The sequence below is a fragment of the Polaribacter sp. 20A6 genome, assembly GCF_011378915.1.
Lineage (GTDB): Bacteria > Bacteroidota > Bacteroidia > Flavobacteriales > Flavobacteriaceae > Polaribacter > Polaribacter sejongensis.
This window is the reverse complement of record NZ_WTPZ01000008.1, coordinates 1-17296: the sequence shown is the minus strand read 5'-3', so window position 1 is coordinate 17296 and position 17296 is coordinate 1. Positions and strand designations below refer to the sequence as shown.

The 17296-nt window shown below is 30.2% G+C and carries 12 protein-coding genes; 5 read left to right on the top strand and 7 right to left on the bottom strand.

Annotation, left to right across the window (positions count from 1 at the left end; all coding sequences use genetic code 11):
- Positions 1–15: 15 nt before the first annotated feature.
- The gene (locus GQS57_RS15975; RefSeq protein ID WP_165733865.1) at positions 16–975 is read right to left on the bottom strand and encodes an L-threonylcarbamoyladenylate synthase; all 960 of its coding nucleotides are present in this window, start codon (positions 973–975) and stop codon (positions 16–18) included.
- Positions 976–1130: 155 nt separating this feature from the next.
- Between GQS57_RS15975 and GQS57_RS15970 the strand changes: the two genes are divergently transcribed.
- From GQS57_RS15970 to GQS57_RS15950, 5 genes are all read left to right on the top strand, one after another.
- A complete protein-coding gene (locus GQS57_RS15970; RefSeq protein WP_165733864.1) occupies positions 1131–1538 on the top strand; it encodes a DUF134 domain-containing protein in 408 nt (135 codons plus the stop codon).
- A 3-nt stretch (positions 1539–1541) separates the two neighbouring features.
- Positions 1542–1721 carry a DUF5320 domain-containing protein gene (locus tag GQS57_RS15965; protein WP_165733863.1) on the top strand — a complete coding sequence of 60 codons (180 nt, stop codon included), beginning with the start codon at positions 1542–1544 and terminating at the stop codon, positions 1719–1721.
- Positions 1718–2107 (top strand): NifB/NifX family molybdenum-iron cluster-binding protein, encoded by a 390-nt coding sequence (locus tag GQS57_RS15960; protein ID WP_165733862.1) that lies wholly within the window; start codon positions 1718–1720, stop codon positions 2105–2107. Before GQS57_RS15965 ends, GQS57_RS15960 begins: the two co-directional genes overlap by 4 nt.
- Positions 2108–2186: 79 nt before the next feature.
- A complete protein-coding gene (locus GQS57_RS15955; RefSeq protein WP_165733861.1) occupies positions 2187–2591 on the top strand; it encodes a thioesterase family protein in 405 nt (134 codons plus the stop codon).
- A gap of 287 nt (positions 2592–2878) precedes the next feature.
- A complete protein-coding gene (locus GQS57_RS15950; protein ID WP_165733860.1) occupies positions 2879–4951 on the top strand; it encodes a hypothetical protein in 2073 nt (690 codons plus the stop codon).
- A 230-nt stretch (positions 4952–5181) separates the two neighbouring features.
- Here GQS57_RS15950 and hemG read toward each other — a convergent pair whose 3' ends face one another.
- The 6 genes from hemG to GQS57_RS15920 all read right to left on the bottom strand — a co-directional run bounded on the left by hemG (position 5182) and on the right by GQS57_RS15920 (position 16943).
- Positions 5182–5736, bottom strand: a complete 555-nt coding sequence (gene hemG / locus GQS57_RS15945) for a menaquinone-dependent protoporphyrinogen IX dehydrogenase (protein ID WP_165733859.1) — start codon at positions 5734–5736, stop codon at positions 5182–5184.
- A gap of 919 nt (positions 5737–6655) precedes the next feature.
- On the bottom strand, positions 6656–8125 hold the full coding sequence (locus tag GQS57_RS15940) for a hypothetical protein (protein WP_240915503.1): 1470 nt from the start codon (positions 8123–8125) through the stop codon (positions 6656–6658).
- 2 nt (positions 8126–8127) lie between these two features.
- Positions 8128–10017 (bottom strand): T9SS type A sorting domain-containing protein, encoded by a 1890-nt coding sequence (locus GQS57_RS15935; protein WP_240915502.1) that lies wholly within the window; start codon positions 10015–10017, stop codon positions 8128–8130.
- Positions 10018–10608: 591 nt separating this feature from the next.
- On the bottom strand, positions 10609–14331 hold the full coding sequence (locus GQS57_RS19020) for a sigma 54-interacting transcriptional regulator (protein WP_165733857.1): 3723 nt from the start codon (positions 14329–14331) through the stop codon (positions 10609–10611).
- Positions 14332–14420: 89 nt separating this feature from the next.
- Complete coding sequence (locus GQS57_RS19015; RefSeq protein ID WP_290247752.1) at positions 14421–14546, bottom strand: hypothetical protein; 126 nt, start codon at positions 14544–14546, stop codon at positions 14421–14423.
- A gap of 252 nt (positions 14547–14798) precedes the next feature.
- Positions 14799–16943 (bottom strand): ATP-binding protein, encoded by a 2145-nt coding sequence (locus tag GQS57_RS15920; RefSeq protein WP_165733856.1) that lies wholly within the window; start codon positions 16941–16943, stop codon positions 14799–14801.
- Positions 16944–17296 lie beyond the last annotated feature (353 nt).

Below are 17296 nucleotides of genomic sequence, written 5' to 3'. Positions count from 1 at the left end.
TTAAAATTTAAGAGATTAAAGGCTAAAAGTTGCACGTTGTAAACGGTCGTTAATAGATTTTCCTAAACCATGTTCAGGAAACCGTTCTGCAATAATTACATCTAATTTTAGATGATCTAATTCGTGTAAAGAATCATATAATTTAGAAGCAGCTTCATGCAAAGATCCTTTTTCTGATAAAATAATTTCTGTTAGTAAAGCATCGTTTAAAGAGTTTTTAAAAGGTAACACTCCAATTTTTTTACCAACATGCTTTTTAACTTCATTCGCAATATCATCAACCAAAAAAGTACGAGTAGCAGGTGCATAATGTCTTGCCAACATTCCTGGAGCATCCGGACTTATTTCTTCTTTATTTTTAATGATAATTTTACCAACAACTGCTTCAATATCTTCTAAAGCCAAGGCGCCTAATCGGTATATAATTGGTTCATCATTTATAAAACCAATAATGGTAGATTCTATTCCGTTTGTGCAAGAACCGCCATCTAACACCATTTTAATATCGTCTTTAAAATAACGTTCTACGTGTGCGGGTTTTGTAGGACTGATACTTCCAAAAGGATTTGCACTTGGTGCTGCTAAAGGAAACGGTAATTGTCTTAATAACTCTAAAGTTACAGGATGATTTGGTACGCGAACAGCAACCGTATCTTTACCTGCAGTAATAATATCAGGAATATTTTTGTCTTTTTTTAAGACCAAAGTCATAGATCCTGGCCAAAAAGCAGCTGCTAATAACTTTGCTTTTTCAGGAATGTGCGTTACAACTCCTTCTAAAGCATCAACAGAAGGAATGTGTACAATTAATGGATTGAAAAACGGACGCTTTTTAGTCGAAAAAATGCTTTTTATTGCCTTTTCGCTAAAAATATTTCCAGCTAAACCATAAACTGTTTCCGTAGGTATGGCTACCAGCTCTTCGTTGGTTAATAATTGTATCGCTTTTTGTATGTCTTTAGAAATGATGCTCATTGATTATTCTTATAGACCGCAAATTTAATTATAAAATAGCACAAATAGGTTTAGTTAGTTTGATAAGAAATAAAGTTCTAATTTTTTTTGATAATTAATGCTGTTTTTGTTTTGTTATGAACGTAGGTTCATTAGCTTTGTGTAAAATTTAAGAGATGCCTAGACCTCATAAGAAAAGAAAAGTAAATCATCCACCAAAAATGCTGGGTTTTAAACCGTTTGGAATTCGGTTTTGTGATACGGAGCATGTCGATATGCAGTATGAAGAATATGAGGCGGTAAAGCTGGTTATTTATGATAATCTTTCTCAGGATGCTGCGGCAGAAAAAATGGAGGTTTCTAGACCTACGCTTACTAGAATTTATAACAGTGCCTTAAAAAAAATTGCACAAGGTTTTGTAGAGGGTAAATCGATTGTTATTAAAGGAGGGAACTTCGAATTTGAAAAAGATTGGTACAAATGCAAAACGTGTTTTAAATTAATTGACGGTGTTACAAATCCTACAAGATGTGGTGATTGCCCTACCAATGATAAAGATGAGTTAGTGAATCTAAATGAATAGAATATGCCGAATTTTGATAACAATGGTCCACAAGGTTTAGGACCAAAAACAGGAATGAAATTAGGGGAATGTAGAAAAAACAAATCTGATGTTAATCAATCTACAGAAAATAGGCCCTTTAGAAAAGGAAGACGTAAAAAAGACAATAGGAGAATAATAGTAAAAATAAATGATTCGTTATGAAAAAAATAGCAATACCAATAACAAAAGACAACAAGGTTGCAGACCATTTTGGAAGATGTAAGTATTATGAAATCTATACTTTTTCTAATACAAATGAAATTTTAGACTTAAAATTGTTAGAGTCGGATGGTAAGTGTGGTTGTAAGTCTAATATTGTTAGTGTTTTAGTAAAAGAGTGTGTAACATTTATGTTGGCAGGTAATATTGGTGATAGTGCAATGAGTAAATTAGTGGTTGCTGGTATTGGCGTAGTACGCGGTTGTTCTGGTAAATCTGCAGACGTAATTTTAGAATTTGTTGAAGGAAAAATTTCTGATACTGATGTTAGTTGTGCAAGTCATGATCACAAACATAAAAAAGGACATGCACATGCATGTCATCATTAGTAATTATTACATTATTTAAAGATTAAAAAGCGTAAGGTGAGGCATCAACTTAATGGTGAGAAACCAGAACAGAATTGTTATGATAACTGATCTTTTTCAATTAAGACCTCGTTATGGGGAAGTCGATAAAATGGGATATGTATACCATGCCAATTATGTAATTTATTGTCATCAAGCACGCAATGAATTATTGCGGAAATTGGATTTAGATGAAGTTAAGTTAGAGGAAAATCAAATAATGTTACCTGTAATTTCTTTTGATATAAAATACAGAAAACCAGCTCACTTTGATGAGTTGATTACCATAAAAACAATTATCAAAGAAATGCCAAAGGTTCGTTTCAGTTTTGAATTTGAAATAACAAATGAACAAAATGAGTTGCTAAGTAAAGCTAAATTAGATGTTGTTTTTGTAGATATTCAGTCTCGTTTGCCTAAAAGAATTCCAAGTTTTATTGAAAAGAAATTAGCTACTTATTTTTAAAATGTAACTGTGTAAAATAATTGATTTTAAAAGCTAATTATTTCTAGTTAGAAACCTATACGGTCTCTTTTTGTAATTGATTTAATAATACAGAGTTAAAAACTGAAACAGTTCTGTGGTATTACAGTTTATATAAATAAAAAATTAACAAAGTAATTCATTAATTAACCCTTTTTTTTCAGAGTTTTGCAACTGAAAAAATACTAAATATTTACAGATTAAATAATCTGTGAAATATTCTCATTAGAGAAAGCGACGTTGTAATAAACGTTTAAAATAAAGCACTTATGACAAATAATATAGCGATAGAAGATCAATATAAAAGAACTTCTTTATTTGAAAAAGAAAATATTAATTATCTAGTTCATGTTTTAAAGAGATTTAATACAGTGCCCAAAATAAATAACATTAATATTATTACTTCTAATACGGTACCAAAAGTTTTTAAAATTGTTCCGAATGAATCGATAATAATTGGTGCTTTATATCTAAGAAACCCAGTTTTGGCATTGGTTTATTTACGATACGGAATAGAATGGCAGCTTTGGTATAAGTCTTTAGATAGTGAGAAGAAAGATACTTCTTTATGTAATATTGCTGCCTTAGAAGTAACTAGAATTTTTTATAAGTTATTACCTAAAGAGGATAAAGAAAAGTTAGAAAATGTTGATTATTTTTTAATTAATTTGATTAAAAATGAAGACAGTCTAAGTGCTGAATCTTTATTAGAGCATGAAGAATTAGAAGCGTTTCATGGATTAAATACAGGGAATAAAGTATTTGAAAAATCTTGGAAACCTATTGTTGATAATCTAGCAAAACCAACAGAATATTTATTAATGGATGGAGGAGACCATAGGTTAAATATTGATGAAATAGCTTTATTAAATAAATATGGCTGCAGACCATTTCCAAGACCAGAAGCTTTTACGTTTGCCTCATCTACTGCTACGAGTGTGTCTAATTTTGCATTTGATAAAACGGATAAAGCTAGAAGTATTTTAATTAAGAATAGCTTAAAAAATGGATTTAAAGAAAGTGCGATTGAGTTCTCTGAATTATTGAAAAGTAATTTGAGGAAAATTTTCACTTTAAATGATGCTTGTGAAATTATTTTTTCTCCTTCTGGTACAGATTCATCACTTCAAATAGCCGCTATTAGTCAAATTGTGACCGACAAAGAAATTACACATATTTTAGTTGCTTCCGATGAAACGGGCAGTGGAGTACCAGCAGCATTAAAAGGATGTCATTTCGAAAATAATACAGCTTTAAATTTCCCAGTGAACAAAGGCGATAAACTGGAAGGTTTTAGAGACGTCGATTTGATTAAAATTCCGTTTAGAGATGAAAAAGGAGCTTTAAAATCAACTGAAAAATTAGATGCAGAAGTTTATACCGCAATTACAGAAACTCATAAATTAGGAAGACAGGTTGTATTACACGTGATGGATCATTCTAAATTAGGGTATCAGTCACCTAGTGTAAAAATGATGCAAGAAATAGATGATCTTAAAGACCTTTCATTGCAAGTAATTATTGATGCTGCGCAGTTAAGATTAGATCCTACAGACATTCAGAATTATTTAAATAAGGGATATATTGTTAGTATTACTGGAAGTAAATATTTTACAGGACCTCCGTATTCTGGAGCATTAATTTTTCCGGAATGTGTGAGTCAGCAAATTACTGATGCCAAAAAGAAGTTGCCTAAAGGATTAACGCAATATTTTAATCATTCTGATTGGCCAGTTAATTGGTTTTGTTCTAAAGAATTATCGGACGGATTTAATTATGGATCTTATATGCGTTGGAATGCTGCAATTGTAGAGATGGAAAGATATTATAAAACACCTATTTTATATAGAAATATGGGGATAGAAATGTTTTGTAATTTTGTAGAAGATTCTATTAAAGAGGCTGCTTTCTTAGAACCTGTTTATGGTTATGAGTCTAATTTAAATACAAATAATAACGAAGAATTTGGAATAAGAAATATCCGAACTATTTTTCCTTTTTTCATACTTAAAAATAAAGAAGTTTTACCTGTGGATAAGGTAAAGAAACTTTATACACTTTTAAATTCTGATCTTTCCAATAAATTTGAAGGAGCTCCTTTAGAAGTTGTAAGACTTGCAGCACAAAAATGTCATATTGGGCAGGCCGTAAACGTAAAGTTTGAAGACGATATACAGAGTGCAGTTTTAAGAATTAGCTTAGGTGCTAGAGTAATTTCTGAAAGTTGGGTAAATAGAGATATCAGTCTTTATTTTAGAAATATTGAAGCACAATTGAGTCAGATTACTGTAATTATCAAAAAAATAGAATTGATTCTTAATACTCCAGAATTATTGAAATAATTTTTTAATGTATTAAACCATTACTTTGTGATTAAACTTACAGGGTAATGTGTTTGTTGTACCAATTTAACTTTATTCTGTCATCGCTAAATCAATTGAAAATCTAAATGTCTTCCTGAGCTTGTCGAAGGACATTCTGTAACCAAAATAAAGTACTCAAAAGCTACGGAGAGACATGTTGTTTTTATAATTATAATAGTCAAAAACTAAAAAAGTATTTTAAAGCGACTTTAAATAGTTAAGTTGGTAATATTTTTATAACCCTGACTTATTTTAATACCAAAATCGTTTACTTTTTTCCAGTTTGTAAATTCTATTGGTTCTTTAGATTTTGTAGGCCCATCAGTTAATCTCATAATTAATTTAATCATAATCCTGTCAATTAATGAATATGATTTATAATCTAATTTTCCGGCAAACACTTCTAATAAATCAGGAGTCCAGTTTATCTCTTTTATAAATTTAATGAGATAAGGATTTGTAGAAGGAGTATTTTTATCTTCTTTTCTTGCAACCAAATTAACGGAGAAAAAAGCCGTTTTTACCTCTTTAAGCTGCGCTTTGTTTTTTAAGATAAAGTCATAAACTTGTTTGTTGTGTTTTCCGTATCTAATGCTTGCTCCAATTATTAAAGTGTCAAATTCAGGTAAATTACCATTAAAATTCTCAATTGAAAATAGTACTGATTTTATTTGATCTTTCTTGAAATGAGCACTTAGTTCTTCACAAATTTTTTTTGTTTGTCCGTCTATAGAAGAGTAAATAATTCCGATTTTTCTTTCCATAACATTCTTTTGCCACTTTGCTTTTAATTATTACTTTATTACAGCAAAATGTTCCTGTTTTACAGACTACTAATTTACAAAATTCAGTGGAGTTTTTTGTTATTTAAAAATAAAGAAGCACTTTCTGTAGATAAAGTAAAAAAGACTCTACTCGTTGTTAAACTCAGGCCTTTCTAATAAGTTTAAAGGAGCTTCTTTAGAAATATAGAAGCACAAATGAATGAAATTACTGTAATAATAAAAAAGATAGAATTGATTCTTAACAATCCAGAATTGTTGAATTAAGAGCATTATTCTGATCTAGGTTCAATCTTTAATGATTTCCATATCCTTAAGATTATCCGTCTATAAGACTATAATATATGTGTATAGGTTGACCTTTTTTTAGATTACCTCTTTTAATTACGTGATTTCAAATGTCAGTAAAAATAAAAATCCCGATTCAATTGAATCGGGATTTTTTGTTAAATAGGTTTGGGGGCCTAACTGCGATTAAAAAAATTTTATTACTATTCTAGGATATACTTATATTATTAGTGCTTTTTGCTATGCCCTTGTATTCTTGTAAGCTAATGCCAATAGAAATGCAAAAAACTATTTATAAGCACTTGTTGTTTCGTTTCTTAGGTTTTAAAGTTTTTAGAACTACTAGATAACAATATATTGTACAATTTGAGTACAAAAAGAGTTGACTGACGGTATACCGTTAATTTCTTATAAGCTTAAAACACTCAAATAAATTATAAGTACCACCCAAGCCGAAGCAGATCTAAATTAGTAATATTTTTGAGGTAATAATATAAATATAAATGATTGTCTTATAAATTTAGAAGTCAAGTTTACACTTATCTAAAACTAAAAAAACATCTTCTATTTTATTTTTAAAATAGAAGATACTTTACACTAAGGAACTACTACTTTATTTGATATTCATATTTAAAGAAAATATTGATATTAAAGTATTACCAGTACTTCCAGTTAGTCGTTTTCCCCAAATTTCTATATAGTCATTTGGAGCTAGCTTTACAGTACCGGAAATAGCGTTACTAGAAATATCTGATGTATTATTAACACGCATTAAAGTATTTGTTTCCGTTAAAGTTTCTGAACCATTTTTTCTAATAAAAAATGCATAATAATTACCAATACTATTATCACCTCTAACAGACAGAGTTGCATTTATTTGAAACGTTCTTGTTTTTTGTCCTAAATAGGTTAATCTATTATCTTGAGGAGAAGACATTCTTAATAAATTAACTGCAGTTGTTGAGTTTGTACTACTATTTCCTGACAAATTTATTGGGATATAATTAGATAGGCTTTGCCCAAATCCATTAGTAATACTTCCGTTATAATAAATATTACCAGATGCCACTTGGTCTGATTCTACAGGTAACCCAGGGCAATCTACGGTCCATGCATTATTAAAACTATATCCTGAATAAGACCCAACGGTATATTTTTTTACATATTGAGTACTAGTACCACTAAAACTGGCACCTGTTAATATACCTTTCCCTACTGTGGGATTAGAACTCACATCTAAACCAATAGCAGCTCCATTTAACTCTGAAAATCCACCTTGTTTTTCTACAATGTCAAAAGTTCCCGTTAATGTTTCATAGGTTCCTGAGTTGTTAGAGAACCAACCAATATTACTTAATAACAAATCTGAAATATTACTATATGTTATTCCTGTGGTATTTCCAGAAAACTGAACGATACTAAAAAATACGAGTCCATAGCCATCAATAGTACCTATAGAAGCAGAATTAACAACAATAGAATCTCTAAAAACAAAACTATAAGTGCTATTACCTGTCATATTAAAAATAGTTCCTCCAGAAGCCTTTAGCGTTAAGCTTTTTATTGTTCCTCCCTTAGAACTTACAAACATAGTTCCTCCAGAATTTACTAATATATCTTCATTAGTATCTAAACCAATTAAATAGGCATTATTTAAATCGATGGAATGTGCTAAAGTAACTGTTCCGTTTATTTCATATAATGTATTGGTGGTTAATAAATACTTATTGCCGCTGCCAGCTGCAAGTTCTTCGCTTAAGTCTGCTGCAGATTTGATTATTTTATGATTTACTCTAGAAGCCGACTCTGACTTCATTTTTACCCAAGTACTTGATTGATAAAAATAAAATGCATTTTCAGAAATATCGTAGACTAACAAACCATTAGCAGGGGTTGTTATTGCTACTCTTTCTGCTGTTGTCATTCTTGGTGCTAACATACCCTTTTCTGTAGAACTAATATCTAACATAGAGGAAGCGTCTGGTGTTACTGTACCTATACCAACTTGAGAGAAGGCGTTATAGTTAAAGCTAATAACCGTTATTATTGTTAATATGGCTATTTTTAAGTTTAAATTTTTCATAATTAATAATTTAATATTTTTTTAGTTAATTTGCCGTTACTCGTTTTTATATTTGCTATATAAATTCCTTTGCTTTGGTTAAACGGTATTTGCAGCTTATCTTTATTGTTTAGATTTTTATTTCTGCCTAAAACTTCTTGCCCTAGAACGTTGAATATTTTTATGCTTTCTATTTTAACTCTAGCGGTATTATTCAGTACAATGTGTTTATTACCATCATAAAAAACACCTATACTCAAGAGTTTATCATCGGAAACCGATAAAGATTCTTGGGGTAAAAAAACTAAAGAGTACCTATCTAAATACTCTCCTATTGGTAAATTCACTTGAAAGTTGGAATCGCTTAAATTATGTGTAGTGTTTAAAACATTGTCTTTTAAATAAATGGTGTTTTCAAAATTATCTACTTCATCAATCATAATTTCATGAGAACCAGTTTCCGAAATAAATAATCCTAAAGGAAACTCTAATGCTTTATTAAAATTATGAACACCTTGAATAGCGAACGTATTATTTAAGTCGTTGTCAATTACAAAAAATAGATCGTCTGCTCTGTTGTCAATTATTATGGCATCATAGCCAAAATTATAGTGAATATCTGCACTAGTATCTGGTAAAAAAGCCAAAAGTAATTGTCTATGAAATCCTTCGGGATCTTGATAGCCTAATCTGATGTATTGATTATCAGCACCAATCGCTTTATTTTCTTTTGTATTTACTTCTGTGTCATCAGCTCTATAAAAATGGGCATCTTCTGAAGATTCTGTTTTAAATGCCCTTTGCGAATTATTAAAAACAATAGACCCGTTTGCATAGCCAGAAACAAAAAAACCTTGAGCTACTGATACATATTGTGAAGGTGGTGCTACACTAGAGGAATTACCTAAACCTCCTGGGGACGATAATGCAATCGATGGAGGTGTGCCTCCAGATAAATTACGCATAGCATAACCACCTAAATAAGTTGTTTTATTATGTGAGGTTGAACCTCCATCTACCCAAAAATAAAGCGTATCAAAAAGCAATATGTTATCATTAATAAATTGATCTGCATCTAAAGCAGAAGGATATGGGTTGCCTAACAAAGATTCTTCTCCAGAATTTATTGGCACTATATACTCGCCATTATTTGGTGCGCCATAATAGGTGTAATTTTGATCTACCAAAAGCGTATTTGTTCCTTTCATAATATAGCCTTCACCAGGATTTAAACCACTATTATTATTTAAAGAAACCCAGCCACCGCTTTGTAAGTATTTATAAATCCATCTGGTGTTTATGGTCAATGCAGTGTTGACGTTATTGCTACCATCGACTACCGATGGTGAGCCATTGTATGGTGAACCAGAGCTAAATAACATTTCCTGCGGATTAAATGGATTAATACTAGCATCTGTACCATCAAACTTGCCACTTACTAAAGAAAATACACCACTATTATTTATTGGTGACGACCAGTAATTAAACTTATAAGCCGAGGCGTATCCTTGTTGGTCTATTAAAACCTTACCAGAGCCTATTGTATTTGCGTCTGCACCTACATGTGTTTGAATAAGTTGGGCTTCACCAGTTAACCGAACATCTCCACTCCTTAAATTTAAGGAGTTCACTATATTTAAAGCAAAACCATCTGCTACAGATACTCCTTTTGTATTTGTCGCTGTTATATCTATTTCTAGATTATTAAAATTAATAGCTTTTGAAGTACCCGAAATAGTTACTAATGGGTTTGTGATGCTTTTAAAATACGTGGTTCCTGATGCGGATGTCGTGGTTCCGTTATTTATAAAATTATTGTTTAAATAAAGGTTTCCGTTGCTTTTGTGGGTTCCAGTACTTTTATTCGTGTATTCGTTTTTAAAATACACATCTGTAGATGCTGTAATCTGCAATATGCCTTTATTTACTATTTGTGCATAACTGCATAAAAAGTTAAATAGAAGCAGGCAGTAAAAAAGAAAGTGTTTACTTCTCATGGATTAGGGGGTTGGGGGTTAGTACTATGTATGGCAGATTGCCATAGTTAATTTATAGTAAAAAAGGTTTTACCATAAATTAGTTAAGCTAGTTATATACTGTGTTGTAGTTAGTATAATAGCGCACTGCAGCTTAAAAGGTTTTTAAAAACTGCATCTGGGGGAATTGATGTTTGCATAAAATTTTGAAGGAATAAAAATGGGGGATTAAATAATAAGAATTAACAAAGAAAGTGTATCAAAGCACTTCCTTCTTCATTTTTTGATTTATTAGCTAGAAAATTAAAGGAAGTATTAAAACCAATAGTTTTCCATTGTTATTATTATGTTTTAAAAACAGATTTCAATTTAAATGCCAAAAATCATTTAAAAACAAAAAAAAACACAAAATAATGATTTTCAGTTGTTTGTGGGTGTTATTTGTTTTTTAACGGATAAAGGTAAAATTGCTATACCGTGTAGGTTTTAGATGAGATGCATTTATTCACGGTATTCCGTTAATTTTATTTATTTTTTTATGTTCAGTTTGGTCATTCTATCGCGTAAGGTACTTGCTTTTAAATTTAATACAACTGCAGCTCCATGAGGTCCACTAATTTTCCATTTACATTGTTCTAGTACTTGTATGATGTGATTACGTTGTACAGCATCTAAACTTAAGTTTTTATTATTGATTGGTTTTGCTTTTTGTATAGAAGACTCAAAACCTGGGATAGCCAGTGTATCTGTGTTTGATAAAATAGAGGCTCGCTCAATTAGATTTTCTAACTCTCTAATATTTCCGGGCCATTTATATGCTTTTAACTGACTCATTGCATCATCCGTAATATACTTAATACTTTTTCCGTAAGCTTTATTAAATTTATCTACAAAATGTTCTATCAGTAAAGGAATATCATCTTTTCTACCTCTTAAAGGAGGTACTTCTATTGGAAACACATTTAAACGGAAATATAAATCTTCCCTAAACTCCTTTTTTTCAATAGCGTCTTTTAGATTTCGATTGGTAGCAGCAATAACTCTAACATCTAATTTTTTTAATCCTGTGGTGCCACCAACAACTTCAATTTCTCCCTCTTGTAAAAATCTTAATATTTTAGGTTGCATATCTAATGGTAGCTCTCCTATTTCATCTAAAAACAAAGTTCCTTTATCTGCTAATTCAAATTTTCCTATTTTATCACTAATTGCACCTGTAAAAGACCCTTTTTTATGTCCGAACAATTCACTTTCAATTAGTTCTCTAGGAATTGCAGAACAATTTACTTTAATTAATGGCTTATTGTTACGTAAACTAGTATTATGAATAGCTCTGGCTAGCAATTCCTTTCCTGTTCCAGATTCTCCTAAAAGCAAAACTGTAGCATTTGTTGGTGCTACCTTTTCTACTTCTGTTAAAACATTACTAAACTCATTACTACCATAAATCATTTCTTCATAGTTAAATACTAGATCTAACTCATTTCTTAGGTATACATTTTCTTGTTCTAATTGGTTACGTAAACGATGTAATTCCTTATTGGCTATTGTAAGTTGATTGTTTGCTAAAACAGATGATTTTTCTGCCAATTTTCTTTCTGCACTCTGAATCATTAAAGACACTAAGTTAGCAATAGAAGTTGCAAATTCTTCTTCATCTGTAGTCCATAGATGTGTATTATCTACTTCTTCGAAACATAAAATTCCGTAGACTTCATCGATACCTTGAATAGGAATACTTAATTTAGATTTTATATTTAATGGAATAAGATAATCTTTAAGAAACCCTGCTGAAAGTTCATGTGTTAAGGCATGGGAAGCGGTAACTATTGTATTTTTTATTAAGGTATCAAAAAATCTTTCGTTTCCTATTTTACTAAGTACTTGTCCGCTTTCAAAATCATCACTTTTTCGAGTGTATAATTTTTCGCAGATCATTGCAGTTTTTTGTTTATTAAATTTATGAATACTTCCTCTTTCTATATTTAATGTTTTTGCAGAAAGTGCAGTAATTTTATTTAATGCGTCTTTATAGTCTGAACCTACTAGGCTAGCTAGTTCAATAATAACATTTTTTCTTTCTAATGATTTTTTGGCATTATCTTCTAAAACTCTCTTTGCTTTTTCTTCTTCAGAGATATCTTTAATGGTTGTAAAAATAGCTATTACATCTCCATTATCATTTTTAATAGTACCCGATAAAAAAGAGGCCAAAAATGGTGTGCCATTTTTCCTCACTAATTCTAATTGAAAGAAAGGGGCTTCTTCTTTTGCTACTTTTTCTTTTAATTCCTGAATTTTATCGTAGTTTTCTAAATTAGAAAAGGGATGTGGAAACTCTAAACCAATAAGTTCTTTTTTTGAGTAGCCAAGAAGCTTACACAAAGAATCGTTTACTTTAATAATGTTACCAGACATGTCAAGAATTAGTAAGCCTTCTTGCATAGACATAACTAGCTTGTCATTAAATTCTTTAGCAAGTTTTAAGTCTGTTTCTGCTTTTCTGCGTTCGGTAATATCTTGCATGGTACCAATTAACTTTATGGCATTTCCTTCCTTATCAAAAATCCACTCTCCTATACCATGTATCCATATTTCTTCTTTTGTATTAGGCTTCAACAGCCTATATTCTTTATTAAATCTTACATTACTTCCAATGCCTTTTTTAAAATAATTTAACATCTCGTCCTTCTCATCCGGATGAATAAGATGGCTCCAACTTTCTATTGTTTTTACATAGGACTCTGGGAAACCAAAAATATTATTCAATACTGCAGAACCTTCCCAGATACCAGTATTTAAATCTAATACATACGAGCCAATATTGGCAACTGTTTGAGATTGCCTTAAATAGTATTCACTTTCTTTAAGCTTTCTTTCTGCTTCCTTACGTTTCGTTACATCACGAGCAATGGCAAGTATTTTACCGTCTTTTTGAAGTTTTGCAGACACTTCTACATCTAATAGGGACCTGTCTTTTCGTTTAAGTTTTCTAGCAAAAATTACAGCTTCTCCTAAAAGTAATTTATTGTGATTCTTTGCTTTATGCATGAAGTCTCCAACAATTAGATCTTGAATTTTTAATTTTAAAAACTCACTTTTGGTATAGCTTAAATTTATATAAGTTGCTTTATTGAAGAGGTGTATTTCTCCATCTAAAGAGTAGGAAATGATAGCATCGCTAGCTTGATCTATTAATGCTATATAAGACTCATCTTTCTTTTTTATTTCTGCTTCAATTAAAGATTTTTCAATGGCTATGTATACTAAATTTACCGTAAAATTAAGTTCGTGAATATCTTCTAGAGACGGAGCCTTTATATGCTTACTATATATAGCAAAAGTACCTAATACTTTTTTGTCTTTTGAGAATATTGGAATAGACCAGCAAGACTTTAAATGGTGTTTTAATGCAAGGTCTTTATAATCTAACCACAACTTATCTGTACTTATGTCTGCAACAATCACGGGTTTTTTAGTAAATGCAGCAGTGCCACAAGAACCAGCACTTTTACCAATTAAAAGCCTTTTTATAGCTAAACTATAAGATATCGGTAGGGAAGGTGCAGACTCTAGATTAAGGTGTTTACCATCTTCATCTAACAAACTAATAGAGCCAATATAATCTGGGTATATAGATTGAAAATTTAAAAGTAATTGATCAAATATTTCGTTTAAAGGAGTGTTTACAGAAATTAAATCTAAAATTTCATTTTTATGTATTAATAATTTCTGTGCCTTTTCTCGTTCTAGAACTTCATTACCGAGATCTAAACTTTTTTGCTCTAACTTATTAATGAGTCGCTCACTATAGAGTTTTAAAACCTCATTTTCAGAAATCTTTTCTTTTTTTACTCGCTCTTCATGCTCTTCTTTATTATTAAAAATATGGTTTACGGTTAAAAGTAATTCGTCGTGGTCAATTGGTTTTCTTAAAAATTGCGCAGCCCCTAATTTTAAGCCCAATTCTTCATCGGAACGTTCTGTGTAGGTTGAGGTATAAAAAACAAACGGAATACTTTCAAACAACTTTTCTTTTTGGCATGCTTGACAAAACAAGTACCCATCCATAATAGGCATTAAAATATCTGAAATAATAAGATCTACATTACTATTTTTTTGTAGTTTTTCTAATCCTTCACTACCATTAGTTGCTTCAAGTACGTTATAACCTTCTTCTTTAAGGATTACTCTAAGTAAGTAGAGGTTTTCAAAAGTATCATCTACTATTAAAATAGTCTTTTTATTCATTTTTTATTTTGTCTTAATAATGCTTTTCATTTGATTTACAAAGGTATCTGGATCTATGGGTTTTTCTAAATAGCCATTCGCTCCTGCCTCTATTGCTTTTTCTCTATCGCCCCCATAGCATAGGATGTAACTGCTATGATAGTTGTATTTGTAGGTAGGCCGTTATGTCTTAGTTTAGTACATATTTCATAACCATCCATATCTGGAAGTTGAATGTCTATTAAAATAATTTCAGGATTATTTTCATTTGCAAACTTTAGGCCATCTAATCAATTATATGCTTTAATTATGGTATAATTATTTTGATTAAGCAAAAAAGATAACATATACATGTTCTGCTCGTTATCTTCAATTATTAAAATAGTTTGTTTCATAAAATAATCTACATAGAGTTCTTATTACCAAATGCTTCAATTATAAATATACTAAAATTAAATAAATTATTAAATTTTTAGGTTTTTAAGAGGTTATTTGTTTTCATCACTATTTGAAGGTAGTGTAAATGTAAAGTTACTTCCTTTATCTATTTCACTTTGCACTTTTATTGTTCCGCCTAATTTCTCGACTAAACTTTTGCAAATTGCCAAACCTAGACCTATGCCTTCATGACTTCTACTTAAACCTCCCTCTAGTTGTATAAATGGCATAAATAATTTATTAAGATCTTTTTTATCCATACCAATACCTTGATCAATTACCTGAGTAATAATTAAATTATCTACCACATCTACCTTAATTAGTATTGTGCCGTTATATGAAAATTTTATAGCATTAGATAGTAAATTAAGTAATACCTGTTCTACTCTTCGTTCATCACTATTTATAGTTATATCTATTTCAGAAATTTCTGAATTTATGGTAAGTCCTTTTTTAGATGCCTGTGGTAACAAGAAATTTATTGTTTTTTCTAAGGTCTTTAAATAATTAAAAGGATAATAAGATACTTTTAATTTTCCAGCTTCTATTTTAGAAATATCCAATACATCATTAATTAAGCTTAATAGGTGTTTACTACTGTTTTTAACCATAGACAGTTGTTTTTTTTGATCTTGGTTTAGTGGTCCTGGATATTCTTTTAATAATATTCCTGTAAAACCAATTATCGAATTCATTGGTGTTCTTAATTCATGCGACATGGTTGCTAAAAAGGCAGACTTCATTAAATCTGCCGACTGCGCTTTTACTTTTTCTTTCTCTAGTTGAGTCGATTGAAAATTTATATCCTCTAGAAGGTTTAGCAAGGCTTCTTTACTATCATGAAGCTCTTTGGTTCTTAAGTCCACTTGTTTTTCTAAATCGTATTTATAAACTAGTAATTTTTTTTCGTAATTAATTCTTTCTGTAATGTCTGATGCAATACCTATATAGCCATACATGTTATTATTTGCATCTACAAGTTTAACAGCTTTTGCTTGAAGCCAAGTAATTTTACCTTTTTTATCTTGAAATCTAAGTTCTGATTTAAACTCGGTATCTTTTACAATGGTTTCTTGCCATTCTTTAGTTACTCTGTCTCTATCATCGGGATAAATTGCCTTTTGCCAACCAAAACCACAAGCTTCGGCAAGATTTATTCCAGAATACTTTGTCCATTCTTCATTTACATACGTAAAAGCACCAAGCTTATCTGTATTAAAAATAGCAACTGGCGCGTTAGAAGTAAGACTACGATACAACAATTCACTTTTTTCTATTTGTGCGCTAGAGGTTTCATGAACTAATTTTAATTGTGCTTCTTGTTCTAGTAATTTCTCTTTAATTAGTTCGTTTAGACGTATAGATTGCCCTGTGAAATACCAAACGCTCCAGCCGCCTAAAAAGGTAATAATTAAACCAAATATAGCAAAACCTATTGCTATATCAAATGTTTTTGTTGTTGGTATTACATATAGTTTCCATTCACCAGATGATATTTCTATGGGAACAGCATATTCTTTAAACAACGTTACATCTTCATCTAAAAAATAATTTTCTTCACCTGTTACGTTATTTACTTTTGATAATTGATAAGTATAACTATTATCAAGAACGGTATCTATATTTAAATCATTAAAAAAAGCAGATAAGGTAGTAACTACGGCAGAAAACCCTAAGAATTTGTTCTCAATAAAAATAGGCTGTCTGCTAACCATACCGACACCACCTTGTTTTAAACGAATTGGACCAGCAATAAAAAAATCTTTCTTTTTTATAGTAGCTAGCGCACCACTACTAGTTTCAATGCTTTTTATAATATTATAACCAATTACTTCATTATCTTTTAACGGATAAACATGTGTAATAGCACCATTACTATCAACAAGTTCTACAACGTTAAAATATTTGTTTCTATCTAATAACTCTATAGCTATGTTATCAAAATCGTTTGGCACTCCATTTCTTTCAACAATGTACTCTAGTGTTTTTGTTGCAGAGTAGCTATACATTACTAAGGTTTGTAGTTTTTCTTTAATTAAATCTACTCTATTATTTACTTCTTTTTTTTGCTCATTTTCATTTAATAAATACTTTTGATACGCTATATATTGCGTAACTACAAGTAGTACTATAAAAGTTATAGAACCCAATACAATAGGTTTTTTAAAAAAAGAATAAAAAGCACTACGTTTCATATTTAACAAAGTTAAAAGGTTCTTTTTATGTTTTTATTAATTTTATTCATCATTTTTTAACTTCAATTCTTTAATTACCTTTTTCAGTTCCTTCATTCTTAACTCTCTTCCAATAAATAGTTTATTCATTCATTGTAGTTTAGTGTTTTTAGAATTAACCACCTCATTTCTAAACTTAACTAATTCTATTTTGGCTTTTTTACGTTTTGTGATATCTTTAATAATTCCAATTAATAATTTACGATTAGTATCCTTAATTGATCTTATTAGCTAAATTAATTTTATTGAGTTAGTCATTTAGTTTCCGTATCTTATAGCTTTAAAACATTGATATATGGATAATTTTGAAGGTC